The organism is Cryobacterium sp. TMT2-4 (genome assembly GCF_004402575.1).
Taxonomy (GTDB): domain Bacteria; phylum Actinomycetota; class Actinomycetes; order Actinomycetales; family Microbacteriaceae; genus Cryobacterium; species Cryobacterium sandaracinum.
In genome coordinates this window covers 22,649-48,336 of sequence record NZ_SOGE01000031.1, presented here as the reverse complement: position 1 = coordinate 48,336, position 25,688 = coordinate 22,649, and the positions used below count along the sequence as shown (strand labels likewise).

Here is a 25,688-nt window from a genome sequence, read left to right as displayed (position 1 = left end):
AATCTCCGTCGAATTCGTTCGGGGCACGGGCGTGTGACAGGGCGGGCCGGGGTCAGGCGTGCTCGGCTAGGCCGCGTGTGGCTCCGGCACTGCCCAGCGGATGGCGCGCAGGCCGGACCTGGTGGCGTGCGTGTCGTCATGGCCGCTCTGCCGTCGGCATTCCACGAGGTCGTTCGTCGGGGTGATGTGCGGGTCGCGGCACGAGCTGGCGTAGCTGGTGTAATCCGTTTCGAGCAACAGCTGATCGTCGGTGAGGTGTTTGTCGGTCATCGATCTGCGTTCCTGGTTCAGGCGCACAGGCCGAGTTTCCCACGACGGTTGCGCGCAGTGCTGCCCGTGTTCTCTGGCACGTTCTGGTGCGGCCGGGCTGAGTGATTGCGTCATAGCGTACGTTGGCAGACGCCGAATGTCTCCACAATGTCGAGTACTGGTCATTTCATCCACCTGACCGAAACCCGCCCGGCCCGCGAGCGGCGACATCCGTCGACCACAGGTCGACCGAGTCCTAAGACGAGCAATCGGGTCAGCGGAAGGCGGTGATCCCGGTGAGGTCCCGCCCGATCAGGAGCGACTGCACGCTTTCGGTGCCCTCGTAGGTGTGCAGCGACTCGATGTCGGCGAGGTGCTGGATGACGTGGTTTTCGAGCAGGATGCCGTTGCCACCGAGCATGTCACGGGCCATCGACGCAATCTCCCGCGCCGCCCTGGTGTTGTGATACTTCGCCAGCGACGCCTGGATCGGGCGCAGCGTTCCGGCGCCGTCGAGCTCAGCCAGACGCAAGCAGTGCAGCTGCATCGACGTGAGCCGGGACAGCATCATGGTCAGGCGCTCCTGCACGAGCTGGAAACCGGCGAGCGGCTTACCGAACTGGATGCGCTGGGTCGAGTAGTTCAGAGCCGCCTCGAACACCGCCGTGGCGTGGCCGAGGGCCGACCAGGCCACTCCGAGCCGGGTCGCGAAGAGCACCGTGGAGGCGTCCTTGAACGTGTGGGTGCCCGGCAGCACGGCGTCCAGCGGGATCCGCACATCCGTGAGGGTGATCCGAGCCTGGTGGATGGCGCGCAGGGACCCCTTCCCGGTGATCGTCTCTCCGTGATACCCGGGGGTGTCCTGTTCCACCAGGAAGCCGCGCACATTGCCGTCGTCGTCGCGAGCCCAGACCACCGTCACGTCGCCGACCGAGCCGTTTCCGATCCACTTCTTCTCGCCGTTGAGCACCCATTCGTCGCCGTCGCGCTGTGCGGTGGTCTCCAGGCCGACCGAGTCGGAGCCGTGGTCCGGTTCGGTCAGGGCGAAGGCGCCGAGTTTCTCGGCGCGGGCCAGCGGCACCAGCCAGCGTTCCTGCTGCTCCGGGCTGCCGAACAGGGCGATACTGCGCAGGGCCAGCCCGCCCTGCACGGCGACCACGGTACCCATCGAGCCATCGCCGCGGGAGATCTCCATGTTGACGAGCCCGGCCGCGAGCGGCGACATGGGACTCAGTCCGGGGCCGACGACACCGTCGGTGAGAAGGTCGAGCTCGCCGAGTCTACGGGCAAGGTGCAGCGGGTACTCGGCTTTGTCCCACGCAGTCGTCAACTCGTCCAGCGACTCGGTGGCAAAACTGCGGGCGCGGTCCCAGAAGGCCCGGTCAGTTTGAGGCACGTCGGCGAATACGCCGTAGTAGTCGGTGTCGAGGGGCGTGGATACGTCGTAGTCGGGCACGGTTTCCCTTTCGTGGAGGACAGCGAAGTCGGGCAGGCCTGATCGGCTGATGTCGTCCGGCACCAGGGAATGAATGCCCTCGTGCGCCGGTCAGAAAATACCCAGGTACAAGTTCTATCTGACACTCAGTCTCAGGTCAAGTGATACTGAGTCTCAGCGGGAGCGCGTCTGGGCGCGCAGCCGCTCCTCGATGGCGCGAGCCAGTTCGGTGGGATCCGTGGCGGCCGGGAAGACGGCGACGACCACGTCGCCCGCGGGTCGCGCCTCGGGACCTTGCGCCGCGGCATCCAGGTGGAAAAGCCGTCGCACCTCGGTGAGTTCGGCGGCCAGCGAATACGGGCCGACGTTGTCCGTCGCCCGGATCAAGCGCCGCAGCACGAAGTTGTGGGTGGCCGTCACGGCGGCCGCGAAGCGGATGGCAGTCAGGGGCGGCACACCCGGCACGGTGCTGCGCAGGTAGCTGGCGAACATCCGTTCATACCGGATCGCCATAATGGTTTCCCGGTCCCGCAGCACGGGGGTCTCTCGCAGGACCCGGTCCCGGATGCGCACGATCTCCAGTCGCTCGCGGAACCGCTCGAAGACCATGGCGGCGGCCTCACACACGGCCAGCCAGGGATCCGAATGCGTCGCAGCGAAGTGCTCGTCGATACGGGCGACCAGCTCGTCGTGGTCGGCGAAGATCACGTCGTCCTTGGACCGGAACTGCCGGAAGAAGGTGCTGCGCGAGACCCCGGCCGCCTCGGCGATGTCCACGGTGCTCGTGGCCTCATAGCCGTGCTCCTGGAACAGGCGAACCGCGATGTCGGCAACCTCGACCCGCGAGAGAGGTCTCTGCGGCCCGAGCGGCTCGGCAGGCCGGGAGGATTCGGCAGGCAGGTCTGACATGGTCAGGTGAAATTATCATGGAATGCGCACGAACGGATGCCCTGACAGGCCACCCCCGCTTGCCCGGTGCGGCACGGACGGGCAAGCTGACGGCGGCGCAGGAGTGACCCTGGCCGCTGCAGGAACGAGCGCCGGCACCCAGGCAGAGCAGGCGCCGCGCGGGGCGCCGCGCCCTCACGACCTCCTGGATTTCCGTGGCCTTCCTGCCGGTGTTTCTTGTCGACGCCGCACTCCTGGGTGATGCCCTGCTGAGCTGCCGGGTTACGAGCGCGACGGCCAGGAGCCGGTCCCGCTGGGGGCAGCAGCATTGGCCGGCCTCCCGAGCCGTTCTTGTGCTGCACGCTCCAAGCATTGAGGCGATGGTGTTCGGCTTCAAGGCACGACGCCTCGGCGCATAGCACCCGCAAAAGTGGCTCCGCCACCTCAGCTCTGGTCGCACACGCCGAATCGGAGTAACGTCACCCGCACGGTCAACACAGACGGCAAACTGCCGCGCCGAGAGAGAGCGCTCCATACATGGACTTCAATCCCCAGTGCCAGCAGGCCGCTTGCGCCGGACTCATGCGAACCCGAGCCGTGGCAACCGACACCCTGGCGGATGAAGAGATCTGGTTCCTGTGCGACGAGTGCGGCTCCGAGAAGCACTGGACGAATCTTGCCGACCAGGACGCTCCGCGGCACCACACGAGAGGGTCCTGATCGATCGGTTGCGTAGCTCCCGGAGGGGCCAGAGCTGACCACACCCCGGGGATGCCTGTCGGCACAGGCGGAGCGCCGGGTCAGCTGTCGAACCGATTCGACGGAGATTTTCCTGAAAAACAGCTGTTCAGCAGTGTCTAGGGCCATTTTGGCCCAAATCTCCGCCGAATTCGTTCAGCGGCGTTGCCGCACGGCCTCGGACTCGGAGCAGGGCGTTCGGGCACACTGCGTTCGGCACGCACGGTGATCCCGCGTAGCGGTCCACTGCTCGTCTACGTCGGCACCAGGAACAACCGCCCCGAAACCCCCAATTCGTGATCCATCATCGCCCGCAGCCGTCAGGATTCGCTCATCGAGGCGTAACGGTCAAATTGAACATAGATTTCGAATAGCACTTATCCACAATAGGAAAGACCCTCATTTCTTTGTTCTAATTTTGGCAACCTTTTGTTTGTGATCAACCTCTGGGAAAGCTTCGAAGCGGTTGCCGTGCCCGGCCCGTCCGCGGCGGCCCGGGCGGTCGCTGAGTGGCAGACCCTCGCGGTGGGGCGTGGGGAGTCTCTGCGGTGTTCGGCGGTGTTCGGCGGTGCGCGGCTTCGACGACGACGACGACCTGCTGCAGGTGACCGCGGCGGTCGGGGTCCACGGGAGACGGGTGGACGCGGTTCGGGTGGCGGCAGCGGCCGAGGTCGCCGACCGGTCCAGGCCCGACGCGCTCGCCGTCAGAGATCTGATCAGCAACGGCGGCCAACAGAAGGCCGTGATCAACGATGGCGGACGCATCATCGCCCGGGGCGCACCGGAGCGTGCTTTACCCGCGCGGAGCGACGGGCCATCCGCATGCTGCGCGGAGCCGCACAGACCATGGCACCACCCCGGCTCGAAACCGGGCCCCACACAGGGCGAAACACGACCAAATCCCGCACCCATACCCACACCGACACCGACATCGACACCGACAGCCGCACCGACACCCGCACCCGCACCCGCATGACGGCCACCATCGAACGGAAGAACGCAACCCGGGACGACGAGTAAGGGGGTACTGGGCCCTAGGCTCGACCGGTTCGACCAACGTCACGGGGTCCCTGGCCGGGTTGGGTCTCCAGGGTCTCGCACGCTCGACCACCGAGGGGGAGCCGCCGGAAGGACAGCCTGAAGGACAGCCGGAATTGCCCTGGCCCACCGGGTGCCGTAACTTCTGAGTCGGTGCTGTTCGCTGCCGCGCCGAGTCGAACCGGAGTTGAACATGACCACAATCGAGCTGCTCGTCTACGCCGACCGCCTGGGCGGCACCATCCACAATCTGCAGACGCTGCTCGACGGCCCGCTGAGGGCCTTCGGCAGCGTGCACGTGCTGCCGTTCTACGTTCCCTTCGACGGCGCGGATGCCGGCTTCGACCCGATCGACCACACCGCGGTCGATGCCCGACTGGGCACCTGGGACGACATGCGCAGCCTCGCCGGCACGCGCGGGCTCACCGCGGACCTCATCGTCAACCACGTCTCCTCCTCGTCGGTCGAGTTCATCGACTGGCTGGCCCGTGGCACCGCCTCCACCTCCGAGGGCATGTTCCTCACCTTCGACACCGTGTTCCCGAACGGCGGCACCGAGAAGGACATCACGGCGTTCTACCGGCCGCGACCCGGACTCCCCTTCACCGCCTACCAGGGCGCCGACGGCAGCCGTCACCTCGTCTGGACGACCTTCATGCCCACCCAGGTCGACCTGGACGTGAACCACCCCGCGGCCCTCGCCTATCTGCGTCGGGTGTTGCAGACGCTGGCCGCCGGCGGCGTCACAACGGTGCGGCTCGACGCCGTCGGCTACGCCGTGAAGACCCCCGGAACCGACAGCTTCATGACCGAGCAGACCCTCGAGTTCGCCCGCACGGTCGTGGCCATGGCCCACGAGGAGAGCCTCGAGGTGCTGGTCGAGGTACACGCGCACTACAGCCAGCAGCTCGCGATCGCCCCGCTGGTCGACCGCGTCTACGACTTCGCGCTGGCACCTCTGCTTCTACATTCGCTCGGCACCGGAACCGTTGACCGCCTCGCGGACTGGCTCAAGATCCGCCCCGCGAACGCCATCACCGTGCTCGACACTCACGACGGTATCGGCGTCATCGACGCGGGCCCGATCGGCGACAAGCCGGGCCTGCTGACCCAGGCCGAGATGATCGACATCTTCGCGCGGGCGGAGCGTGCCACACACGGCCACTCCTCCATCGCATCCGTCGTGCCCGAGTGGTTCACGCTGCCGCACCAGATCAACGCGACGTTCTACAGCGTCCTCGGCGGCGAGGAAGTGCCCTATCTTCTGGCCCGCGCCGTGCAGCACTTCCTGCCCGGCCGACCGCAGGTGTACTACGTGGGACTGCTCGGCGGCCTCGACGACACCGAACTCTTCGAGCGCACCGGCAATGGCCGCGACGTCAACCGCCACGTTTACACGGCGGAGGAGGTCGAACGTGCCCTCGCGACCGACGTGACCCGGGCCCAGCTCGGCCTGACCCGCATCCGCAGCACGCACCCGGCCTTCGACGGCGACTTCTCCTGGACGGCCATCGGCGACGACCGACTCGAACTCCTCTGGACCGGTACGGACGCCGTCGCGCGACTCACCGTGGCCATGACGCTGGACTCACCGAGCCTCCGCATCGAGCTGACGGATGCCGGACGCACGCAAGTGCTCGACACCGTCACATCCGTCGCCGCCTGGGAGCCCCCCGCGCGCTGACCTATTCGATCGGTCGAGATCGGGCTTGACTGGAGTGTGCCCACACCCCGTACCCGCTGCTACCGCGACGGCTCTCTCGTCGACGAGGATTTCCCGCTCGCCGAGGTGTCTGAGCACCTCGCCCTGTCCGGCGCCGTCGTCTGGGTGGACCTCGCCGATCCCGGCGAAGAGGATCTCGTCAGCCTCGCGGGCGAACTGGGCCTGCACGAGCTGGCGGTCGAAGACGCCCTGACGCTGCGGCAGAGGCCCAAGCTCGACCGCTACCCCGACCACCTGTTCCTGTCCGCGTACTCGGCCGAATTCGGCGTGGCGACCGCTCAGGTCACCACGCACGAGATCGCGGTGTTCATCACCGACCGGGCCTTGGTGACCGTGCACACTGAAGGCTTCGACCTGGAGGCCGTCGTGGCCCGCTGGGATTCGGCCTCCGATCTGGCCCGGAACGGAGTGGCCTTCCTCCTGCACGGGCTGCTCGACCACCTCGTCGACGGCTATTTCGACGCCGTTGAAGCACTGGACGAACAAGTCGAAGAACTCGAGGACCAACTCTTCCTGCCTGGTACCAAGCAGGAAGCGGTGCAGCGGGCCTCCTTCGAACTGCGCAAGAGTCTCGTGACGATACGCCGGGTCATTCTTCCTATGCGCGAGGTCGTGAACACGCTGCTGCGGCGCGATCTGCACCTGCTGCGGGACGAAATGGGTCCCTATTTCCAGGACGTATACGACCATGTGCTTCGCGTCATGGAATGGACGGAGAGCCTGCGTGACCAGGCCACCGCCATCCTTGAGGCGAATCTGGCGATTCAAGGCAATCGGCTCAACGTGATCACGAAGAAGGTGACTGGTTACGCAGCCATCATCGCCGTGCCCACAGCCATCACGGGCTTCTACGGGCAGAACGTGCCCTACCCCGGCTTCGCCCAGCCGTTGGGCTATTACAGCTCGGCCGCGCTGATCGTGGGGCTCTCGGCACTTCTCTACGTGCTGTTCAAGCGCAACGACTGGATCTGACGCTCCATGCGTGAAGAACTTAGTGCTTGAAAGCGTCCTTGACGTTTTCGCCGGCCTTCTTCACACTCGCCGAAGACTGCTCCGCCTTGCCGTCGGCAACCTTGGAATCATCCTTGGTGGCCTTGCCCACGGCCTCAGTGGCCTTGCCCTTGAGGTCCTGGGCGGCGTTTTCAATCTTGTCGGATGCACTCATAGCGTCTTCCCTTTCCAGTGGTGTTGCGTCGGTGGCAGCCAGGCGCGCGTGCCCCAGACGTATGCGGTCGCAGCCGTCGAGTCCCCGGCGTCATCATCATCATCGGCCGGACCGACGAGCAACGAATCGAACGTGGGCATGACGGCACCGGCGGATATGCTGTCGTCGACGGCGGGTGAGTGGAACATCGGGAATCCTTCCGTTCTGCGGCTGACAAAGGCTGTCAGTAATACGACGTGTGTTGTGGCATATTTGTCACACGGATTTGTCAAGTAATTTTTGGACACGGCGGGTGAGAGGGTGGAGGAATGATGCCAACGACCCCAATCCGGGCACCGCTCGCATCTCCGTTTGAGTCATTCACCGACCAGACCCTGGCCGACCGCGCCGCCGACGGGGACATTCGGGCGTTCGAGGCGCTCGTGCGTCGCTACGGCCCGCTGATGCGGGTGTATGCCAGCCGGGTCCTGGGATCAAATGACGAGATGGACGACGTCGTTCAGGAGTCCTTCATCACCGCCTGGCAGCAGCTGCCCACCCTCGACAACGGCGCCGCCGTCAGAAGCTGGTTGATGCGGATCGTGAGCCGGAAAAGCGTCGACCGGCTGCGTGCCCGGCGTCCGCACCTCAACGTCGATCTCACCGACGCCCCGGCACCGGAAAGCCACTCCCCCCATAGACTGGCGGAGGTGGAGTCTCAAACCGAAGCTCTGACGCGTGTCCTCGGCGATCTGCCGGAGGACCAGCGCCGTTGCTGGATGCTGCGAGAACTCGCGGAATGCAGCTACGGCGAGATCGCGGAGGAACTGGAACTTCCCGTTTCAACGGTTCGTGGGCTTCTCGCCCGAGCTCGGAAGACTCTGCTCCAAGAGATGGAGGAATGGCGATGATGAACCCCTCCGATGAGCTCGCGGGCCACACCTTCGAAGAACTGAGCGACTACCTCGACCGGGACCGCACCCCCGCAGACCCGAGCATCGACGGCTTCCCCGAGTGCGAGATCGCCCTGCGCGGCATGCAGCGGCTCCGGCGCACGCAGCGCGCCCTGCTCCGGAAAGACGTGGAGCGCGAATCCGAGCGCGAGGACAGCTGGGTCAACTCGATTCTGCAGCACATCAATCTGGAGGCGCGCGCGGGCCGGGACATCCCGATCAGCCACCCCTCCCCCACCGCTCGCCTGAGCGTGACCGAAGGTGCGGTGCGCGGCATTCTGCGTGCCGCCGGTGACGGCGTGCCGAACATCATCGTCGGCCGGTGCCGCCTCGACGGCGAGGTCAGCGAGCCCGGCGCACCCGTCACCGTGCGCGTGGATGCCACGGTTCTGGAGGGCAAGAACATTCCACCGCTCGCCGAGCAGCTCCGGGAGGCGCTTTACACCGCACTTAGCCAGCACACGGAACTCGCCGTCGAGGCCGTCGACATCACCATCCGCGACCTGTACCAACCCGCACCCCCGCCGGCGAAAGCGAAAGCGAAAGCGAGCAGCGATGAGTGACGACCTTGCACCTGAAGCGCCGCCGCCCGACCCCGGGACGCCGGCCCAGCTGACCGCTCAACTCGACGGGGCGGTGCTGGCAGTCCCCGGCGTGGATGCGCTGTATTCGGCAGCCCCGCTCGTGGCAACCGTGGTCGCCTCGGTGATCGCAACCACCGTCGAAGCCGTGACCGGCAAGCCGCGGTCGACCAGCTCCGTCTCCGTCTCTGTCTCCGAGAAGGAGGGCGGCCTGAAGATCGCGGTCAAGATCGGCGTCGCCGCACCCTTCGCGGCCCCCGACGTGAGCCGCCGCGTGCACGATGCGATCACGGATCAGCTCGACCAGAACGGTAACCCGGTCGTGACCGAGGTCGCGGTCACCGTGGCCCGGATCGACTGACCGGGTTCGCGGTCACTCCGGTTGGCCACCGGTCCTCACGGCGGCGTCACACCCCGGGTGTGTAGCGTGAATACCCACACGACCTAAGGAGTCATCAGTGAGTCAGATAATCGACATCGGTATCCCGGATCAGCAGCTCGAGAAGATCGTTCACGGCCTGTCCCGGGTGCTGGCGGACTCGTACACCCTGTACCTCAAGACTCACAGCTACCACTGGAACGTCGTTGGCCCCATGTTCCACTCTCTGCACACCATGTTCATGGACGAGTACACCGAGCTGGCGCTGGCCGTCGACGACATCGCCGAGCGCATCCGTGCACTGGGCACCCCGGCGCCGGGCACCTACCGTGAGTTCACCGAGCTCGCCGTCGTGCGCGAGGACACCGACCTGCCGGATGCCCCGGAGATGCTCCGTCGTCTGGTCGCCGCCCACGAGGCCACGGCCCGCACCATCCGGGAGGTACTGCCCCTCGCCGAGGGTGCGCCCGACCAGGTCTCCACCGATCTGCTCGTGCGTCGCCTCGACGTGCACGAGAAGACGGCGTGGATGCTGCGCAGCATGCTGGCCTGAGCCTGCCAACTGCATTCAGTCGCCCAGAGCACGGCCGATCCGATCGATCACCTGGCCGACGAGCGCCTGCTGTTCTCCAACGCTGAATTCGACCCACCAGAACGGGGCCGCATCAGCCGCCGCCGACAAGGCGTGTGCCGCCATCGGACCTGGACGTGACGTGACGTGACGTGACGAAAGAGGGTGCGCCGGCTGGCCCTGGCGGCGGATGCGACGTCCGCCCCGCTGCAGGCATCGAGTTCGCGCTTCCGGAAGAGCCGCAAGGCGATCAGCGCCAGCTCGTTCGGATTCCATGGCACCCGCATTCGCCCCGTACCGTTTGCAGGGCCAGACGGCCATCGTGACCGGTGCGGGGTCCGGGCTCGGCCGGGCCCCGGCCATCCGTTTCGCCAGCGAGGGTGCCCGGGTCATCGCGAGCGATGTGTCCCCGAACGGATGAATCAGTTGGCCGTCCTGCCGGCCGACGGCGGCCAGGCCGCGATCTGAGGCGAGCACGCCCGGACTTGTGCGCTATGCCCCGCGTCGGGCCGCCGCGACTGCGCTGCCAGCCATCGGGTCCCAGGTCGCGCTCGGGCGGCCCAACAGGTAGCCCTGGGCAAGCACGGCGCCGCTGGTGCGGAGACTGTCGAGCTGTTCCGTGGTCTCCACCCCCTCGGCGATCACCTCCACGTCGAGCTTCGACGCCAGCGCCAGGATTCCCTGCACGAGGGAGACGGAGGAGGCGTTGGGAAGGTCCTGAATGAAGCTGCGGTCGATCTTGATCTGGTCGACGGGAAGGGTGTTGAGCCAGGCCAGGGTCGAGAAGCCGGTGCCGAAATCGTCAAGGGAAATGCGGATGCCCAGGCGGCGCAGTTCCACGAGGCGCTCGACGATGCCGGGGAGGTCGACCAGTGATCTGCTCTCCACCACCTCGAGGGTGAGTCGCTCCGGTGCGAGGTCGTTGCGGTTGAGAGCCGTGCGAACCGTCGACACGAGTCGGCAGTCCAGAAGGGTGGCGGCGTCGAGGTTGACCGCGACGCCTAGAGGCCGAGCGCCTAACTGCGGCCACTCGACCACGTCCCGGCACGCGGTCGCGATCACCCACAGATCCATCTCGGTGATGAGGCCGCGTTCCTGCGCCAGCGGCAAGAAGGCGCCCGGGGCCAAAACGCCCAGTCGCGGGTGCGCCCAGCGGATGAGGGCTTCCGCGCCCACCACCGTCTCCTCGCCGAAACGGGAGATGTCCACGACAGGTTGGTAGTAGAGCCTCATCTCGTTCGCCTCGACGGCACGGGCCAGCTCGACCAGCAGTGACGTGTCGGTGTCCCCCGGTGATTCCGGGTTCGATGATGCACTGCCCGGCACCTCGGTGCGGGCGACGGCGATCTGATTCCGTCCCGTTCTCTTTGCGTCGTACATCCCGGCGTCGGCCGCGTCGAGGAGCTGCTCGCCGCGACCCCCCTGTCCACTGTGCGAGGCAACACCCACACTGGCGGAGATGCGCACGTGCTGGCCGGCCAGGTGGAAAGGGGGATTCAGGCAGCCGACTACTCGGTGGGCCAGCTCGATGGCCGAATCTTCGCCGTCGAGATCGGTGACAAGCACCGCGAACTCGTCGCCGCCGAGGCGGCCGATAGTGTCATTGGTTCGAACCTCGGCGCGCAGGCGAGCCGCGACCTGCCGCAGCAGCTCGTCCCCGGCGCGATGGCCCAGCCGGTCATTGACGCGTTTGAAGTTGTCGAGGTCGCAGAACAGCACCGCCGTTCGGCTGTGAGGCTGGCACTCTGCCAAGGCGGTGTCGAGCAGCAGCGCGAACAGCGCTCGGTTGGGCAAGCCTGTTAAGGCATCGTGCTGGGATTGGTGCCTCACTGTCTCGAGCAGCCGGGCCCTTTGCATGGCCGTTTCTCCTTGGTGGCTGACACCTTCGATCAGGGTGATGGCCTCCGCCAGGACCTCGGCCGCGACGGGGGCAACCCAGCAGGCCGTTGCGACGCCCATCAACATATCCCCGGCGAGAAGGGGAACGGCGACCACGTTGTGTGAACCGATGGCACGGAGCAGCTCTGCCAGGGCCGGGCTGGCGTCGTCAGCCGTGATCAGAACGCGTTCCTGCCGTCTGAGAACGCCGAGAAGCTCCGGCGTCTGCTCCACAGTCAGCGTCGTACGCATGAAGAATTCGCGATCGGCAGGCTCGAAACCGACGGCTGAGGCAGGGCGAAGCTCACCAAGGTCGGCGTCCCAGAGGAGAACGGATGCCGCGTCACTGCCGACGATCGCCGCCAGTGCCGACGCGATGACTTCCGCGATCGCCTCGACGCTGTCGCTGATCGCCAGTTGGTGGGCGAGGTTGAGCAGTGCGGTCGTGCGAACTCCCTCCCGGCGGGATTCCTCGAGAGCCGTGAACAGGTCCAGGGCTGCGGCCGCGTGTCCGGCGTAGGCCTCGAGCAGGGCCCGATCTCCTAGCATCGCGGTGTGTCCCTCCGTGAACACGGCGGCCAGATGCCCGTGGATCCTGCGATTGGAGGCGATGTCAACGACCAGCGCGCGCTCGCCCAGTTGCTCTCCGCGCAGCATCCGTGCCACGAGATCGGCGCCACGTTCGTCGCCAAGCCCTCGGTGGCGGACCAGCGGCGCGCCGCCCCCGGCAGGTTCGACGATGAGGAGGTATGACGGCGCGAGCACGGCGGAGGCGGCGCGATCGACGATTCGGGCGAGCACCTCGTCGACATCGTCGCTGCTAACGAGGTCAGCCGCGGCCAGTTGCACCTCCCGCACCTTGTCGCGCAGTACGCCGAGGGATGCGTCGACCCAGCGACTCCGCGTGCGCCAGGACCACCAACGCACCCGCGTTGACCAGGTCAGCACGTATTCGCACGCCGGGTAGCCGTCCGATTGGCACTGCGGGTGGCTGATGTGGGCAAGGGCGAGTCCGAAAATGGCCGGCACGGACGAAAACAGTCCCTGGGCGTATTGGCAGTCGAGTCGGGACGGACGATAGCCGTCGTGGAGGCGGTAGCGCACGGTCGCGCTGGTCTGTCCGACCCGGACTGCATCCATCGTCGACGTTGTGGTGAACTTCGGCACCATGCGTGGCAGCTGGCGAAAAATTGCTCCAGGTGAGGCGAACACACTCAGGAGCTGCACCAGCACGGGCTGAACGTCACCGCGGACCGCACCGGTACCCACGGTGAACATGGTGTTCGGGTCACCGAGCACCGCGGTTGCGGCCTCGAACAGCCGGATTCGGGTGGCGTAGCTGACCCACGCGGACGTGTTCTGGAGAGTCTTTGCATCCTGCTGTACGCCCGCTCGGGCGAGCACCTCGATGACGGCTCCCTCCCCACCGCGCTCACGCACGTGGCGCAGGAGTAGGCTGATAGTCGTGTTTGCGGTTTCGCGCGGCTCTGTGTCCATCGTCTTGCACCTCTCAACTCTTTATCGACGGGTTTCGGCGTGGGGTAAGCGCGGAAATCGGTTCAGGACCGTCATCCGCTTGTCGAACGCCTCCAATCGTGCCACCAAGATCTCCTGTCGTGACACGTGACGCGCGAATGAAGACGCGATGAGCGAGCGCTACCCCGTCATTTGTGTGCGAGGCTTTTCTGACAGCAGAACGTCCTGATCAATGCCTATCCCGGAACGCTGGAACCGGACTCCGTTTGGATCCACCAGTTCTACGACGCCGCATGGGCACATTCGGGGTCAAGCCGCAATCGTACGACATCGGCCGCGCGGCCAGGGGTCTCGTCGATTTCATCGATCTGGTGCATGCCAAGACTCGCGGCGGACCACCCGTCTACCTCGTGGCGCACTCCATGGGCGGGCTGATCTGCCGCACCGTCCTGCAGCGCGAACTGGCCGACCCCGCCGAAGCGGTGTCGAAACTCTGCACGATCGGGACCCCGCATGGAGGAATCTCCCCCGAGCTCGGCGGGCCGATCGGGGGCTGGCTCATGGACCGGTTCGGGCCGCTGGGCAGCGATATCTTCTCCCCCGGCACATGCAGGAGTACCTGCTGTCGGCCACCCACGACCCTGCCCGGGAAACCGACCCGAAAACGGGCCGGTGGGACCCCCGGGCATGGTGGGCTCCTTCCCTCCCTACCGCATCCTCAGCATCGTCGGCACGAATTCACGCGACTATTCCGTGGCCGCCGGGCTGTCGTCCGCGGTCATGGGCGTGCAGAGCGATGGTCTCGTCGCGATCCGCAACGCTTACGTTTACGGGGGCGCGCGGGCCTACATCCATCGCTCCCACTCGGGTCGATACGGCTTGGTCAACTCCGAGGAAACGTACCAGAACCTTTCCCGCTTCCTGTTCGGCGGGTTGCGGGTGGAGGTCGCCCCGCACGGGGTGGAGCTCGATCGCAACGACCGCATCTGGCAGGGCGAGGCGAGGCTGGCCATCCGTGGCGTGCCTGCGCTTATTCATGAGCAGACGGCCGATCATTATTGCCCGATCGATCTGAACGCCACGGAGAAGGGCATCGCCGGGCCCCTGTCACCGGTCCCGTCGATGACAATCTTCCTGCAGCCGAAGAACGTGCGTAAGTGCCGCTACGCCCTCGACCTCGACCTCGACCTCAAGATCATCTCACTCAAGGAGACGGGCGGCATCCTCGGTTTCGGGGGACACCTCGAGCAGATCGCGGACTGGCAGGACACGCTCATCGTCGACGTCGAGGTGAACGACAAGGGCGCGGCCAGAAGCGTGATCTGGGAGTGGAACAGCACCCTCGCCGTTCGAATCGCCGAACAAGCAGAGCTGCCCAACCAGCTCGACTGGGCACCGGGCAAGTCCAGCGACGGGCAATGGCAGCTGCCGGTTCCCATCGTCCCGATGGGGCAGGCGGTGCTCGGCAGCCACGCGCGCCTCCAGCTCAGCATCGGCCTCTGGGCCTGAGCGGCCGCCTCGCGCGATCGACCCGATCCTGATCACGCATCACCGCCCGGACCCCACCGGGACGTAGGCGCCCCTGTGCGCCATCCACCCTGGCCCCTTCTCGACCGCGGACCGAGGGCGACAGTCCAGCCCGACGCCGAACGAATTCGACGGAGATTTTGCTCTAGACCGCCCGTTCTCGGTGGGAATGGCCGGATTTTGGCAGAATCTCCGTCGAATTGGTTGGGGGCGCACGGCAGCCAGTCGGGGCGGCTCTGCCCCGAGGCAGGTAGCACCGGCGCACGTCAGGCCGTGGGCCGGTAGCGCCGTGGGGCGGAGGCCTGGGCGACCAGGGCGCGCAGGCTGTCGAGGCTTCCGGTCACAAGTCCTTGGGCACGGGCCTGCACGAGCACGTTTTCGATCGCGGTGGCCTCGACGGGGCCGGCCAGCACGGTCAGCCCCGTTCGGTTCGCGGTGAGCTGGCAGAGAAGGTCGTTCTGCGACCAACCGCCGACGATATGCACCGCGCGGATGCTCCTTCCCGACAGCTCGCTCACGACCCGGAGGGTCTCGGCATAGGCAGCCGCCAGGCTCTCGACGATGCTGCGCATGAGTTCGACCGGGGTGCCCGGCACCGGCAAGCCGTGCTCGGCGCAGTAGGAACGGATGCGCGCCGGCATGTCCCCGGGTGCCAGAAAACGGGGGTCGTCCACGGCGAAGGTCACGTCTGCGAAGAGGCCGGCGCGGCCGAGCCCCTTCACGGAGAGCACGGTGTCGCCCACCGGGGCGACCTCCCGCATCACGGTGATGCGGTCGCAGACGGCGAACACCTCGTCGAAGCGGTGCGAGATGAAGAGGATGCTCGCGCCCTGGGCCCGCAGGTTGCGGGCAACCTGGAACAGGCGCTCCACCTCGATGTCCGACAGCGCGGCGGTCGGCTCATCCATGACGAGCACCGTGGCGCCCTGGGAGATGGCCTTGGCGATCTCGATGATCCGCTGGTCGGCGATCGACAGTCCCTCGGCCGCTCGGTTGGGATCGATGCGCACGCCGAGCTGGTCGAACAGGTCGCGGCGGCCGTGCGCACGGAGGCCCGGCTGATCAGGCCCAGCCGGCCTTTCGGCTGGCGCCCAATGAAAATGTTCTCGGCCACTGTGAGGTCGGGGAACAGGGTGGGTTCCTGATAGATCGCGGAGATGCCGGGGGCCTTGCTGTCGGCCACGGTGCGGAACGACACCGGCTGCCCGTCGACCTGGAACTCGCCGGCGTCGAGGCGGTAGAGCCCGGCCAGGATTTTCACGAGGGTGGACTTGCCGGACCCATTCTCGCCGACCAGGGCATGGATCTCACCGGGGAGGATTTCGATGTTCCCGTCTGCGAGGGCGACGACCGGTCCGAATGGCTCAACGGCACCGACAAGGGTGAATCGTTTCAGAGAACGTGTATTCAGCGAATATACGGATTGGTTGGGGCGTCCGTCGACAGCAGAAAAAGTGCAATCCCCCAAATGAGATTCAACCGAGACTTCGAATAGGTCTCGTGTATTGAGTCGTTTCAATCTGCGGCGCGGTGATTCACACTTCACCTAGAGGCAGCAAAGCGCAAGGCGAAAGGGTGACGATGGCAACGGTGAGTGTGCGCGAAGTCGCGGCTCGCGCCGGGGTGTCGGTCGGCACCGTCTCCAATGTGCTCAACCGGCCGGGCAAGGTTTCCCCGGCAACCGTGGAGCGGGTGCAGACGGCAATCTCCGCCCTCGGCTTCGTGCGCAACGACGCTGCCCGGCGACTGCGGGCCGGCCGCAGCCGCAGCATCGGGCTCGTCGTGCTCGACGTCGCCAACCCGTTCTTCACGGATGTCGCGTGCGGCGCCGAGGACCGGGCCGCCGAAGAGGGTCTCACCCTGCTCCTCGGCAACAGCGACGAGAACATCGACCGAGAGAGTGCCTACCTCGACCTGTTCGAAGAGCAGCGTGTGCACGGCGTCTTGATCTCCCCGCTCGGCGAGGTCGGGGACCGGCTCATGCGGCTGCGCGCCCGCGGCACCCCCACCGTTCCCGTCGACCGGCAGACGGCCGTCCACAGCTTCTCCTCCGTGGCCGTCGACGACGTGGCCGGCGGGCACCTCGCCGCGGAGCACCTGGCCTCGATTGGGCGCACCCGGATCGCGTTCGTGGGTGGGCTGCAGAGCATCCGTCAGGTTGCCGACCGGCTGGAGGGCGCGCGGCAGGCCGTGCGGGAGCATCCGAACGTGTCGCTCGAGGTGATCAGCACGGAGTCCCTCTCGGTGCTGCAGGGGCGTTTCGTGGGCGAGCAGTTGCGCGCCCGCGACCCGGTCGACCGGCCGGACGCCGTGTTCGCGGCGAACGACCTGCTCGCCATCGGCGTGCTGCAGGCCCTGAGCATGCTGGGCGATGTGCGGGTCCCCGAAGACGTGGCGCTCATCGGCTACGACGACATCGCTTTCGCGGCGGCAGCCATCGTGCCGCTCTCCTCGATCCACCAGCCGAGCGCCCTGATCGGCCACACGGCCGTCGACCTGCTGCTGCGCGAAGCCGCCGGCGGCGACGATTTCGTGCACGAGCAGATCGAGTTCCAACCGGAGCTGATCGTGCGGGAGTCCACCGCCGGCTGACTGGGTCCCGCTCCTTCCGCCCGGGCATCCGCTGGCGATTCCGCTCCTAAACTTGACCGCATGACACTGCAGCCCCTGCTCAACAAAGACACCCGCCTGTGCATCTCCCTGGCCGCCCGGCCCAGCAATTTCGGCACGCGTTTCCACAATTACCTGTACGCCGAGCTGGGGCTCGATTTCATCTACAAGGCGTTCACCACGACGAATCTTGCCGCCGCGATCGGCGGCGTGCGTGCGTTGGGCATCCGTGGCTGCTCCGTGTCGATGCCCTTCAAGGAAGATGTCATCGCCCTGGTCGACGAGTTGGATGACTCGGCGAGCGCCATCGCGTCGATCAATACGATCGTCAACGACAACGGTTGCCTGCGGGCCTCGAACACGGATTACATCGCCGCCGCCGATCTGATCCGCGCGCGCGCCCTCGACCCGACCACTCCGTTCCTGCTCCGCGGCAGCGGCGGAATGGCGAAGGCCGTCGCCGCGGCCTTCCGCGATTCCGGGTTCGAGCATGGCACCTTGATCGCCCGGAACGAGGCCCGAGGCCGGACTCTCGCCACCGAGCTCGGCTACCGCTGGGCGGCCGAGCCGACCGGTCTCACCGCACCTCTGCTCGTGAACGTCACCCCGATCGGCATGACCGGCGGTGCCGAGGCGAACGACCTGTCCTATTCCGCCGAGGTGATCGCCGACGCGACCTGCGTGTTCGACGTGGTGGCGTTGCCCGCGGAGACTCCGCTCATCCTGGCCGCGCGCGCGGCAGGTAAGACCGTGATCACGGGGGCCGAGGTCATCGCTCTGCAGGCAGCGGAGCAGTTCGAGCGCTACACCGGGGTGCGGCCGGGGCCGGAGCAGGTCGCCGCGGCATCCGCCTTCGCCCGCACTCACGCACGGTAGCGCGCGCCTGAACCAAGTCGACGCCGAAGCAGGTTGCTTCAGTCGGCGTTCACGTGACTTGACCGGGGCCCTCGTTGCCTCCAGGGGATCCTCGTCAGGAAACGCCTCCCCACGAGGACAATCCACCCCGGTAACGACGAATGGCCTCCGAAATCTCGGAGGCCATTCGTTTTAAGACCTGTTCTAAGACCAGAATCAACCAGTTCTGAGCACGACCCTGTGGCGGGCTGTTCCTATAACTCACAGGCCACTGAATCAGTGGGCAATTTTTTGGTACTTTCGCGTACATCCTCTGCGCTCTGTCAAATAATCCTCTACCGGCCGAGCAACGTGGCCAACTCGTCGAGCGACTCCCCCGTAATCGTGAACTACTAGGTGACACCCTCGAGTAAAATCGCGAGCTCGTCGAGTACGACGTCCCAGCCCTCTCGGTTCTGCTCAAAACGTTCGCGACGGTAGCGGGTGCCGCCGGGGAGTGTGTCGAAGCCCGATTCGATCACCGTGACATCCGTCCCGGTACCAGCATCAGCGATGGTAAAGCGCACGTGCGTCGAGTACTCGTCGAGCTCTTCTGCGGGGATTCCCGACCAACGGAAGCCGAACGAGCCGTCGGGCACCACCTCGGTGATTTCGATCGGGAAGCTGCCGTAATCATCCCAGTCGATGCTGCCAGTAGCACCGGGCTCGAGCGTACCCATGATTGCGTATCTGTTCACGGGCGGGAGAACTCCGTGAACGCGAGTGGCAACGCATTAGTGGTCGGTCTAAGTTCCTTGCCGACCGTGCCACGCAGGCAACGCAAGGCAACCCGACTGCCCAACGGGCATGGGGCCGGTATGTTCAACGACTCGACGTCGGGACCGCGATGTCCACTCCAACTACAAGGCCAACTGGCCACTCAAGGTGCTACCCGGCGCTGCAGACGGCGCAGAACTCGACCCGCCGCTCCGAACATAACCGCGCGCACCCACTCGGCACTCATCACTCCATCGCACGAGCAGGACAATTCGCAGCGCCGAAAAGCGGCCGTTCGAGCATCCCTGGCCGTGCATCGTCATTTAATCCGCAGCCGCCAGCCCGCATGAGTTTCCTCTGCCCTCTGCCTCGCTTCCACTGGAGGTGTTGACCCGTTTTTGCTGGATAAGAGACATTTGTGTCAGAAGTGCCCGCCAGAATGAGCTTGTCTACGTCACATCACGGAAAGATGGCATCATGCCCAAACCGCTTTAAATCATGCTGCTCATTGCGGCGCCCCTCGTCCTTGGCGGAACCACCGGAAGCGGAGTTGCCGCCTTGGCCGCGCTTGCACTGGTTCTGATCGCCAGCCCGATCATCTGGAAGGTCCGCAAGGATCGCTATTTCAGTTCCGACCAGTTCCAAACATTGCGATCCGAGATCGCCGTCGTTGTCGCCGAGCACAACGAGGTCGTGAACTACGTGGCCGAGATCCGCTCACAGGGCTCATTTGAGCTGGGAGCGTCCTCAGCGGGTCAGTATGCGCACCTGGCCACGTTTGAGAACAACTCGGCGTGGAACAATCGGCGCGACCGCAACGTCTCCGACTACGCGCCGCAAGTGCACAACACATCTCTCCAGGTCGTCCGCAATGCCAGCGTCGAGCCGATCAAGTACGTCATGAAGTACTTCTCCATCAAGGCCGACCAGGAGACCCTGGCTGACGTTCAGCGTGTCGCCGAGGACATCTCGCGGCTGGAGGAGGCGGTCTCCAACGTCAAGGGTCGCGAGGCAGAGATCACCGCGAGAATCAATCCGCCGAAGTTCATCCTCAAGCGTCACGCCGACGAGTTCTGGAACCAGATCGGTGCCCACCTGTCGCCCATCGAGGTGCCGTACCCGGTTTACAAATTCCAGTACACCTCCGCAGGAGGCAACAGCGGTCAGGCATCGACCATCGCACTCGACACTCCCACCCTTGATGCACTGTCCGCGACGCTCGTCCAGAAGATCCGCTGGACGAAGTCGGCCGCTGGGCAGCGCACGCTGATGACGGTGCGACTCCGAGGCGAGATCAAGCAGCGCGACCGCTACGCCTGCTTGCAATGCAGCGTCTCGGTGGCTGCCAAGCCGCACCTTTTGCTCGAGGTCGACCACATCATGCCGGTGTCCAAAGGCGGTCTCAGCACGCCCGAAAACCTCCAGACGCTCTGCTGGCGGTGCAACCGAACGAAGGGCTCAAAGGTCCTCGCGTAGCTCAGCGCGGCCAGAGCCGTCATGTTGTTCCTTTCGTGTGCGCCGATGGGCGTTCACTTATCGGGATTCGTCTATCTCCCGACGATGTCCGAGGCGGAGGATGATCACAATTAACTGGTCGTCGTGAAGGCTGTCCTGTCGTAACCGTGGGTTAAACCCTGCTCGGGAGTACCGGTTTATGGCCGCCGAGGCTGAGCATGGTGAGGGCGATCAGGCGTCGGGGATGTGAAGCCGAAAGCGATGCGGGTGATGAGTCGGATCTTGGTGTTCATGGATTCGACCCGGCCGTTGGCTGATCCGACTAAGCCGTGGCGTGCGCGGCGAGCAGTTCTCGGGTGAACGGATGCTGCGGCGCAAGAAATAGCGCCGCAGCCGGTCCCTGCTCCACGACAACGCCATCCTTCATCACGAGGATGTCGTGGCTGAGCGCGCGTACCACTGCGAGGTCGTGCGAGATGAACACCATCGCCAGCCCCGTCGTCTCCTGCAAGGATGCCAGCAGCTTGAGCACCTGGGCCTGAATAGACGCGTCCAGCGCCGACACCGGCTCGTCGCAGACCAAGATACTCGGCTGCCGGGCCAGCGCCCTGGCGATCGCCACGCGCTGGCGCTGCCCGCCGGAGAGCTGGTGCGCCCGCCGCCCCAGCAGGGAATCGTTCAGTGCCACCAGCTCGAGTAGCTCGATCGCCCGCGCCCGGCGTTCGCGCCGTCGACGCCGCCCGAGCCGGGTGCCATCCAGAGCGATTGCCTCCGACAGGATCTGCAGTACTGTCGCCCGCGGGTCGAAGGCACTCAGGGAGTCCTGGTGGATGATCTGGATGCCGCCGCGTCGGGCCCGCCGCGTCGATTCCGGCACTCGGCTCCAGGGCTCACCGTGCATCAGAACATCGCCGCGGTCCGGGGTTTCCGTGCCCAGCAGCATCCGTGCCACCGTGCTCTTGCCCGACCCCGACTCGCCCACGATGCCCACGGTGTGGCCGGCACGCAGCTCGAACGAGACCCCGTTCACAGCGTGTAGCTGCGCGGCCGCCTGGCCGTAGGTCTTGGCGAGGTCCCGCGCGGCGAGCACCACGGGGCCGGTGTTCGGCGGGGCCGGCGGTCGGCTCTGCGACGCCGCCGCCAGAAGCTCGCGAGTATACGGATGCTGCGGCGCGGCGAACAGGTCGGCCGCAGGCTGCAACTCGACGAACCGCCCGTCTTTCATCACGGCGATGTCGTCGGCGAGCTGGCGGATAATCGTAAGGTCGTGGCTGATCAGCAGCAGCGCGAGGCCCGACTCCTTCAGCTGGCGCAGCAGGACCACAATCTGGGCCTGAACGGTCACGTCGAGGGCCGTAGTGGGTTCGTCAGCGATCAGCACGGCCGGCGAAGCCGCGAGGGCCGAGGCGATGAGTGCGCGCTGGCGCAGGCCACCGGAAAGTTCGTGCGGGTAGTGACGCACGCGCATGGCGGGCTCTGGCATGGCCACCTGATCGAGCAGCTGCAGCACCCGGCCGGCACGGTCGGCGCGGCCGAGTGTGGGTTCGTGCACCTCGAGGGGTTCGGCCACCTCGGCGCCCACCCGGCGCAGCGGGTCAAGGGAGACGAGGGCGTCCTGGCTCACGAGGCCAACGCGGGCACCGCGCAGGCGTCGCCAAGCCGGCTCGGTCAGGTCTCGAGCGTCAACTCCGGCCACGGTCAGTTCCTCGGCGGTGACCCGTGCGCCCTCCGGGGTGAGTCCGATCAGGCTGCGGCCGGTCACCGTCTTACCGGCACCGGACTCCCCCACTATGCCGAGGCATTGCCCGGCGGCAATGCTGAACGAGACGCCGTCGACCACGGCGGTCGCCGAGCCCGGCAGAACCACGCGCAGGTTGCGCACCGTGATGACGCTCATCGCTGCCGTCGCGCGCTTCGGGCCTGCAGGTGTCGGCCTAGAATGCTTGTCGACACCACGGTGGCGGTGATCACGAGCCCGGGGAACACGGCGATCCACCAGGCGCTGGCGAGAAAATTGCGGCCTTCCGAGAGGATGAGTCCCCACTCCGGCGTTGGCGGCTTCGGCCCGAGGCCGAGGAAGCTCAGGCCGGCCGCGGCAGTGATAGCGGTGCCGACTCCCATGGTGGCCATGACCAGCAGCGGGCCGAGGGTGTTGGGTAGCACGTGGCGCAGCACGGTCACCGCGGGCGACACACCGAGCGTGCGCGCGGCCTCCACGTAGCCGGCGCGCTTGACCACGAGGGTTTGCACCCGGGCGACGCGCGCGTAGGAGGGGATCACCGCGAGGGCCACGGCCACGAGCAGGCTCGCCTCCCCCGGGCCGATGATTGCGATCACGATCAGGGCCAGCAGAAACTCCGGGAAGGCCATCACGATCTCGATGGCGCGGCTCAGCACACCGTCGCCGAGGCTGCGCATAAGCCCAGCGAATGAGCCGATCACGAGCCCCACGACCAGAGCGATCAGCGTGGCACCGAAGCCAATGGCGAGCGAGTACCGCGAACCGTAGATCACCCGTGCGAACACGTCGCGGCCAGTCTGGTCCGTTCCAAACGGATGCCCGGGGCCGGGCGCCAGCAGCGCCTCACCGATGTCGGTGCGCAGGGGGTCAGCGGCGGTGAACACCCCGGGCAGAAGGGCCGACACCACGAGGAGCACGAGGAACCCGGCGGCGGCCCAGAGTGCCGGGGCGGGCATCCGCTTGACTCGACGTGACCGGACGGCGACGAGGACGCTCATGCGTAGGCCTGCTTAGTCTCCAGGCGCGGGTCGATGCGGTCGGCGACAAGGTCGACGAGCAGGTTGATCACGGAGAAGGCCACCGCGGCGAGCACGATAATGCCGAGCACCACGGGTACGTCCCGGTCAACGATGGCGTTGAGGGCTACGCGGCCAAGCCCTGGGCGGGCAAAGACGGTCTCGACCAGCACCGACCCGCCGAGCAGCGAGCCGACCATATACCCAGTGAGCGTGATGGTGCTGGCGGCGGCGTGGCGCAGGGTGTGGCGCACGACGAGCCGGGTGTGGCTGGCACCACGGGCACGCACGGTGTCGACGAAGGGCAGCGCTGCTGCGTCATCGAGGCCCTGCCGCAGCACCTGGCTGATGATGCCGGCCACCGGGATGGCGAGGGTCGCTGCTGGCAGGAGGAGAGCGCCGAACCCCACCGTGGCGACGACCGGAAACCAGCCAAGCCCGAAGCCGAAGACGCTAATCAGCACGAGACCGATCCAAAACGTGGGCGACGACACGGCAACGAGTTCGAGCAGGCCGGCCAGCGGTGCTGTGCGCCGGCCGCGCCCGAGCAATGCCGACCCGAGCGCGAGCAGGAGCGCGAACACAACGGCGAGGGCCATCAGCTGCACGGTGGGCACGAGTTGCTGGCCGATCACGTCGGCGACGGGTTGCTGCCTGCGGTACGACGTTCCGAGGTCGCCCTGCACGAGGCGGCCGAGGTAGCCGAGGTATTGCACGAGAAGCGGGTCGGCGAGGCCCCAGTCTTCGCGGATCTGGTCGCGTACCTGTGTCGAGACGTTGCCGAGCCCGATGAGCACGTTCACCGGGTCGCCCGGGATCAGCCGCAATGCGAAGAATCCCAGCGTGGCGGCGCCCCACACCACGAGCACCATGCCGCCGAGCCGACCGAGTAGGCGAGCGCCCGGTCGGGCAGCGCCGCGTGCGTGCCCGTGGCGTTCGATCACGGAGCGGTCGTGAGGGACGCCTCGTAAAAGAGCGGCTGCCCGTACAGGTCGAAGCTCAGGTTCTCGATGGTCTTGCTGTATGCGGTGATCGCGGTGGGCACGGTGATCGGAACCATGGCGACGTGGGTAGCGTTCCACTGCTGTAGCTGCTGGTAGAGGGACTCGCGTTCGGCCGGGTCGCTTGTGGCGATGGCGTTGTCGAGAAGCGTGTCAACGACCGGATCGGCGGTGGATGAGCCGTTCTTGTAGCCGCCGCTGTGCAGGTGGGCGCGCAACACGTCGGCGTCGACACTGGGAAAACTCCAGTCTGATAGGTCGTAATTACGCTGGTCGAATGCTTCGTAGTACTGGGCGATTTCACGGTTGTCGCGCACAATTTCAAAGCCGATTTCGCGCAGGTCCGACTGCACGACGTCTCCGAAGCTCGCGTTGGCATCGGAGACAGGGTTATAGGCGAGCCACTGCGCGCTGAGTCGGGCTCCGTCTTTCATGCGGTAGCCCTCGGAGTCGCGCTCGGTCCAGCCGGCCGCGTTGAGCAGGGCATTAGCCTGATCGGGGTCGAAGGCCCAGCTGTCTTCGAGGCTCGGATCGTAGGAGTTCGGGGTGGCCGGGGAGAGGATACTCCACGCGCGTTCCGCCTGCCCCTGGTAGATGCTCTCCACGGCCGGACCGATGTCGACTCCGAGGGCAAAGGCGCGGCGCACATTCTCGTCGGCGAAGACGCCGTGCGCCTCGTTGAGGAACAGGGTGTACGGCAGGCCCGGCATGGTCACGTTTTCGATAGTGAACTCGTCACCGATCTGTCCCACGGCGTTCGGGGTGATGTCGCTGGCGATCTGTGCTTCACCGCTCGTGAGTGCGCCGGTGCGAACCGACGATTCGGGCAGGATGCGGAACTCGAGCGTGTCGATGGCCGGCGCGCCCCGGTGGGTGCTGCCATCCGGTGCCCAGTTATAGTTTTCGTTCGCGGTGAAGACGATGCTCTGGTCTGGCGTGTACTCGCTCAACACGTACGGGCCGGTGCCCACCGAGATGCCGGGGCCGCCGGCGGGCAGCTGGGCTGCGTTCTCACGCAGCGCCGCGGGCGAGTAGAAGCCGAGCTTGGCGGTGCTCACGGCCTGCAAGAACGGGGCGTAGGGCTGGCTGAAGTCGACCCGCACGGTGTACTCGTCAACGACCTCGGTGCCCGCGTAGAAGCCACCGGTTTCGGCGTACCCGATGAGGCTGGCGGCATCCGCTGACGCCGTTTCGGGAGCGACCACGTGCTCGAAGTTGGCCTTGACGGCCTCGGCGTTGAAAGGCTCGCCATCGTGGAAGGTGACGTCATCGCGCAGGTCGAAGGTGTACTGCAGGCCGTCGTCGGAGATCTGCCACGACGTGGCGAGCCACGGCACGAAGGAGCCGTCGGCCTTCTGATAGACGAGCGAATCGAAGGAATTGCGCATCACGAGGGCGGTGGCTTGGAAGGCCGATGAGTGAATGTCCATCTTGCCGCCGCTGAGCGTGCCACCGTTGATGGCGTAGGTCAGGGTAGTGGAGTCGGCCGCGGTGTTCTGGGCGGTGGCACTGCACCCCGTAACCACAGCGACGGTGGCGATAATGGCAGCTGCGGCGCGCAGCCAGGATGTTGTATGGGCGCGAGAGCGCATAAATGGGGTCTCTTTCTCAGGTGCGGATCAAACTAGCAACTAATTGACTCCGCCCATCAAACGTACCTTGCCCGTGGAGCAG

General features: G+C 66.2%; 27 protein-coding genes and 2 pseudogenes. 14 read left to right on the top strand and 15 right to left on the bottom strand.

The window, feature by feature from the left end:
• Positions 1-66: 66 nt before the first annotated feature.
• The 3 genes from E3O54_RS10245 to E3O54_RS10235 form a co-directional block, all read right to left on the bottom strand.
• Positions 67-270 (bottom strand): hypothetical protein, encoded by a 204-nt coding sequence (locus E3O54_RS10245; RefSeq protein WP_104171714.1) that lies wholly within the window; start codon positions 268-270, stop codon positions 67-69.
• Between the two features lie 253 nt (positions 271-523).
• Positions 524-1,741 (bottom strand): acyl-CoA dehydrogenase family protein, encoded by a 1,218-nt coding sequence (locus E3O54_RS10240; protein WP_134401573.1) that lies wholly within the window; start codon positions 1,739-1,741, stop codon positions 524-526.
• A gap of 117 nt (positions 1,742-1,858) precedes the next feature.
• Positions 1,859-2,593 (bottom strand): TetR/AcrR family transcriptional regulator, encoded by a 735-nt coding sequence (locus E3O54_RS10235; protein ID WP_134401529.1) that lies wholly within the window; start codon positions 2,591-2,593, stop codon positions 1,859-1,861.
• 194 nt (positions 2,594-2,787) lie between these two features.
• Between E3O54_RS10235 and E3O54_RS10230 the strand changes: the two genes are divergently transcribed.
• The 5 genes from E3O54_RS10230 (at position 2,788) to E3O54_RS10215 (ending at position 7,043) form a co-directional block, all read left to right on the top strand.
• Complete coding sequence (locus E3O54_RS10230) at positions 2,788-2,991, top strand: hypothetical protein (RefSeq protein WP_104101018.1); 204 nt, start codon at positions 2,788-2,790, stop codon at positions 2,989-2,991.
• A gap of 118 nt (positions 2,992-3,109) precedes the next feature.
• Entirely contained in the window at positions 3,110-3,292 is a 183-nt protein-coding gene (locus E3O54_RS10225; protein WP_104101019.1) for a hypothetical protein, read from the top strand.
• A gap of 864 nt (positions 3,293-4,156) precedes the next feature.
• Positions 4,157-4,330, top strand: a complete 174-nt coding sequence (locus tag E3O54_RS16375) for a hypothetical protein (protein WP_166785056.1) — start codon at positions 4,157-4,159, stop codon at positions 4,328-4,330.
• Positions 4,331-4,541: 211 nt separating this feature from the next.
• Complete coding sequence (gene gtfA / locus E3O54_RS10220; protein WP_104102242.1) at positions 4,542-6,032, top strand: sucrose phosphorylase; 1,491 nt, start codon at positions 4,542-4,544, stop codon at positions 6,030-6,032.
• Between the two features lie 36 nt (positions 6,033-6,068).
• The gene (locus E3O54_RS10215) at positions 6,069-7,043 is read left to right on the top strand and encodes a magnesium transporter CorA family protein (protein WP_134343430.1); all 975 of its coding nucleotides are present in this window, start codon (positions 6,069-6,071) and stop codon (positions 7,041-7,043) included.
• 19 nt (positions 7,044-7,062) lie between these two features.
• Here the strand turns inward: E3O54_RS10215 and E3O54_RS10210 are convergent, their stop codons facing one another.
• Together E3O54_RS10210 and E3O54_RS10205 are read right to left on the bottom strand one after the other, a co-directional pair.
• Positions 7,063-7,236: a CsbD family protein gene (locus E3O54_RS10210; protein ID WP_104195005.1), complete on the bottom strand. Its 174-nt coding sequence runs from the start codon at positions 7,234-7,236 to the stop codon at positions 7,063-7,065.
• On the bottom strand, positions 7,233-7,424 hold the full coding sequence (locus tag E3O54_RS10205; RefSeq protein ID WP_134343431.1) for a hypothetical protein: 192 nt from the start codon (positions 7,422-7,424) through the stop codon (positions 7,233-7,235). The genes E3O54_RS10210 and E3O54_RS10205 overlap by 4 nt, the downstream gene beginning before the upstream one ends.
• 123 nt (positions 7,425-7,547) lie before the next feature.
• On the opposite strand from E3O54_RS10205, the gene E3O54_RS10200 reads away from it, so the two are divergent.
• The 4 genes from E3O54_RS10200 to E3O54_RS10185 all read left to right on the top strand — a co-directional run bounded on the left by E3O54_RS10200 (position 7,548) and on the right by E3O54_RS10185 (position 9,681).
• On the top strand, positions 7,548-8,126 hold the full coding sequence (locus E3O54_RS10200) for an RNA polymerase sigma factor (RefSeq protein ID WP_104102253.1): 579 nt from the start codon (positions 7,548-7,550) through the stop codon (positions 8,124-8,126).
• Entirely contained in the window at positions 8,123-8,731 is a 609-nt protein-coding gene (locus E3O54_RS10195; RefSeq protein ID WP_134401528.1) for an Asp23/Gls24 family envelope stress response protein, read from the top strand. Before E3O54_RS10200 ends, E3O54_RS10195 begins: the two co-directional genes overlap by 4 nt.
• Positions 8,724-9,110 carry a hypothetical protein gene (locus tag E3O54_RS10190; RefSeq protein WP_134401527.1) on the top strand — a complete coding sequence of 129 codons (387 nt, stop codon included), beginning with the start codon at positions 8,724-8,726 and terminating at the stop codon, positions 9,108-9,110. The genes E3O54_RS10195 and E3O54_RS10190 overlap by 8 nt, the downstream gene beginning before the upstream one ends.
• Positions 9,111-9,207: 97 nt before the next feature.
• Positions 9,208-9,681: a Dps family protein gene (locus tag E3O54_RS10185; protein ID WP_104102258.1), complete on the top strand. Its 474-nt coding sequence runs from the start codon at positions 9,208-9,210 to the stop codon at positions 9,679-9,681.
• Between the two features lie 15 nt (positions 9,682-9,696).
• Here E3O54_RS10185 and E3O54_RS17175 read toward each other — a convergent pair whose 3' ends face one another.
• Positions 9,697-9,825, bottom strand: a complete 129-nt coding sequence (locus E3O54_RS17175) for a hypothetical protein (RefSeq protein WP_255453057.1) — start codon at positions 9,823-9,825, stop codon at positions 9,697-9,699.
• A gap of 148 nt (positions 9,826-9,973) precedes the next feature.
• On the opposite strand from E3O54_RS17175, the gene E3O54_RS10180 reads away from it, so the two are divergent.
• A complete protein-coding gene (locus tag E3O54_RS10180; protein WP_369827985.1) occupies positions 9,974-10,120 on the top strand; it encodes an SDR family NAD(P)-dependent oxidoreductase in 147 nt (48 codons plus the stop codon).
• Between the two features lie 71 nt (positions 10,121-10,191).
• Here E3O54_RS10180 and E3O54_RS10175 read toward each other — a convergent pair whose 3' ends face one another.
• Entirely contained in the window at positions 10,192-13,074 is a 2,883-nt protein-coding gene (locus E3O54_RS10175) for a bifunctional diguanylate cyclase/phosphodiesterase (RefSeq protein WP_104102263.1), read from the bottom strand.
• A gap of 666 nt (positions 13,075-13,740) precedes the next feature.
• Between E3O54_RS10175 and E3O54_RS10170 the strand changes: the two genes are divergently transcribed.
• Positions 13,741-14,562, top strand: coding sequence for a hypothetical protein (locus E3O54_RS10170; RefSeq protein WP_134401526.1), 822 nt, complete (start codon positions 13,741-13,743; stop codon positions 14,560-14,562).
• 284 nt (positions 14,563-14,846) lie between these two features.
• On the opposite strand, the gene E3O54_RS10165 is transcribed toward E3O54_RS10170, so the two are convergent.
• Together E3O54_RS10165 and E3O54_RS17370 are read right to left on the bottom strand one after the other, a co-directional pair.
• Positions 14,847-15,590, bottom strand: a complete 744-nt coding sequence (locus E3O54_RS10165) for an FGGY-family carbohydrate kinase (protein ID WP_370247723.1) — start codon at positions 15,588-15,590, stop codon at positions 14,847-14,849.
• A gap of 89 nt (positions 15,591-15,679) precedes the next feature.
• Positions 15,680-16,126: pseudogene (locus E3O54_RS17370) on the bottom strand (ATP-binding cassette domain-containing protein); the annotation flags it as partial.
• 35 nt (positions 16,127-16,161) lie between these two features.
• On the opposite strand from E3O54_RS17370, the gene E3O54_RS10160 reads away from it, so the two are divergent.
• Both E3O54_RS10160 and E3O54_RS10155 read left to right on the top strand, forming a co-directional pair.
• Positions 16,162-17,172, top strand: a complete 1,011-nt coding sequence (locus tag E3O54_RS10160; RefSeq protein ID WP_134401572.1) for a LacI family DNA-binding transcriptional regulator — start codon at positions 16,162-16,164, stop codon at positions 17,170-17,172.
• Positions 17,173-17,232: 60 nt separating this feature from the next.
• Complete coding sequence (locus E3O54_RS10155) at positions 17,233-18,066, top strand: shikimate 5-dehydrogenase (protein WP_104102272.1); 834 nt, start codon at positions 17,233-17,235, stop codon at positions 18,064-18,066.
• A 371-nt stretch (positions 18,067-18,437) separates the two neighbouring features.
• Here E3O54_RS10155 and E3O54_RS10150 read toward each other — a convergent pair whose 3' ends face one another.
• Complete coding sequence (locus tag E3O54_RS10150; RefSeq protein WP_134401525.1) at positions 18,438-18,782, bottom strand: SRPBCC domain-containing protein; 345 nt, start codon at positions 18,780-18,782, stop codon at positions 18,438-18,440.
• A 517-nt stretch (positions 18,783-19,299) separates the two neighbouring features.
• Here E3O54_RS10150 and E3O54_RS10145 point away from each other — a divergent pair.
• Complete coding sequence (locus E3O54_RS10145; protein ID WP_134401524.1) at positions 19,300-20,277, top strand: HNH endonuclease; 978 nt, start codon at positions 19,300-19,302, stop codon at positions 20,275-20,277.
• 151 nt (positions 20,278-20,428) lie between these two features.
• Here the strand turns inward: E3O54_RS10145 and E3O54_RS10140 are convergent.
• From E3O54_RS10140 to E3O54_RS10120, 5 genes and pseudogenes are all read right to left on the bottom strand, one after another.
• A pseudogene (locus E3O54_RS10140) lies at positions 20,429-20,576 on the bottom strand (transposase); the annotation flags it as partial.
• 2 nt (positions 20,577-20,578) lie between these two features.
• Positions 20,579-22,153: an ABC transporter ATP-binding protein gene (locus E3O54_RS10135; protein WP_134373219.1), complete on the bottom strand. Its 1,575-nt coding sequence runs from the start codon at positions 22,151-22,153 to the stop codon at positions 20,579-20,581.
• Positions 22,150-22,995, bottom strand: a complete 846-nt coding sequence (locus tag E3O54_RS10130) for an ABC transporter permease (protein WP_233191474.1) — start codon at positions 22,993-22,995, stop codon at positions 22,150-22,152. The genes E3O54_RS10135 and E3O54_RS10130 overlap by 4 nt, the downstream gene beginning before the upstream one ends.
• The gene (locus E3O54_RS10125) at positions 22,992-23,957 is read right to left on the bottom strand and encodes an ABC transporter permease (RefSeq protein ID WP_241976853.1); all 966 of its coding nucleotides are present in this window, start codon (positions 23,955-23,957) and stop codon (positions 22,992-22,994) included. The genes E3O54_RS10130 and E3O54_RS10125 overlap by 4 nt, the downstream gene beginning before the upstream one ends.
• Entirely contained in the window at positions 23,954-25,606 is a 1,653-nt protein-coding gene (locus tag E3O54_RS10120; RefSeq protein ID WP_104102282.1) for an ABC transporter substrate-binding protein, read from the bottom strand. The genes E3O54_RS10125 and E3O54_RS10120 overlap by 4 nt, the downstream gene beginning before the upstream one ends.
• Between the last annotated feature and the right edge of the window lie 82 nt (positions 25,607-25,688).

What these genes read in the sequence shown, in the direction of transcription:
- E3O54_RS10175 (WP_104102263.1), bottom strand. Translation starts at nt 13,074, where the DNA reads ATGGACACAGAGCCGCGCGAAACCGCAAACACGACTATCAGCCTACTC.
- E3O54_RS10135 (WP_134373219.1), bottom strand. Translation starts at nt 22,153, where the DNA reads ATGAGCGTCATCACGGTGCGCAACCTGCGCGTGGTTCTGCCGGGCTCG.
- E3O54_RS10170 (WP_134401526.1), top strand. Translation starts at nt 13,741, where the DNA reads ATGGTGGGCTCCTTCCCTCCCTACCGCATCCTCAGCATCGTCGGCACG.
- E3O54_RS10200 (WP_104102253.1), top strand. Translation starts at nt 7,548, where the DNA reads ATGCCAACGACCCCAATCCGGGCACCGCTCGCATCTCCGTTTGAGTCA.
- E3O54_RS10155 (WP_104102272.1), top strand. Translation starts at nt 17,233, where the DNA reads ATGACACTGCAGCCCCTGCTCAACAAAGACACCCGCCTGTGCATCTCC.
- E3O54_RS10180 (WP_369827985.1), top strand. Translation starts at nt 9,974, where the DNA reads ATGGCACCCGCATTCGCCCCGTACCGTTTGCAGGGCCAGACGGCCATC.
- gtfA (WP_104102242.1), top strand. Translation starts at nt 4,542, where the DNA reads ATGACCACAATCGAGCTGCTCGTCTACGCCGACCGCCTGGGCGGCACC.
- E3O54_RS10205 (WP_134343431.1), bottom strand. Translation starts at nt 7,424, where the DNA reads ATGTTCCACTCACCCGCCGTCGACGACAGCATATCCGCCGGTGCCGTC.
- E3O54_RS16375 (WP_166785056.1), top strand. Translation starts at nt 4,157, where the DNA reads ATGGCACCACCCCGGCTCGAAACCGGGCCCCACACAGGGCGAAACACG.
- E3O54_RS10210 (WP_104195005.1), bottom strand. Translation starts at nt 7,236, where the DNA reads ATGAGTGCATCCGACAAGATTGAAAACGCCGCCCAGGACCTCAAGGGC.
- E3O54_RS10160 (WP_134401572.1), top strand. Translation starts at nt 16,162, where the DNA reads ATGGCAACGGTGAGTGTGCGCGAAGTCGCGGCTCGCGCCGGGGTGTCG.
- E3O54_RS10145 (WP_134401524.1), top strand. Translation starts at nt 19,300, where the DNA reads ATGCTGCTCATTGCGGCGCCCCTCGTCCTTGGCGGAACCACCGGAAGC.
- E3O54_RS10195 (WP_134401528.1), top strand. Translation starts at nt 8,123, where the DNA reads ATGATGAACCCCTCCGATGAGCTCGCGGGCCACACCTTCGAAGAACTG.
- E3O54_RS10235 (WP_134401529.1), bottom strand. Translation starts at nt 2,593, where the DNA reads ATGTCAGACCTGCCTGCCGAATCCTCCCGGCCTGCCGAGCCGCTCGGG.
- E3O54_RS17175 (WP_255453057.1), bottom strand. Translation starts at nt 9,825, where the DNA reads ATGGCGGCACACGCCTTGTCGGCGGCGGCTGATGCGGCCCCGTTCTGG.
- E3O54_RS10225 (WP_104101019.1), top strand. Translation starts at nt 3,110, where the DNA reads ATGGACTTCAATCCCCAGTGCCAGCAGGCCGCTTGCGCCGGACTCATG.
- E3O54_RS10190 (WP_134401527.1), top strand. Translation starts at nt 8,724, where the DNA reads ATGAGTGACGACCTTGCACCTGAAGCGCCGCCGCCCGACCCCGGGACG.
- E3O54_RS10245 (WP_104171714.1), bottom strand. Translation starts at nt 270, where the DNA reads ATGACCGACAAACACCTCACCGACGATCAGCTGTTGCTCGAAACGGAT.
- E3O54_RS10120 (WP_104102282.1), bottom strand. Translation starts at nt 25,606, where the DNA reads ATGCGCTCTCGCGCCCATACAACATCCTGGCTGCGCGCCGCAGCTGCC.
- E3O54_RS10130 (WP_233191474.1), bottom strand. Translation starts at nt 22,995, where the DNA reads ATGAGCGTCCTCGTCGCCGTCCGGTCACGTCGAGTCAAGCGGATGCCC.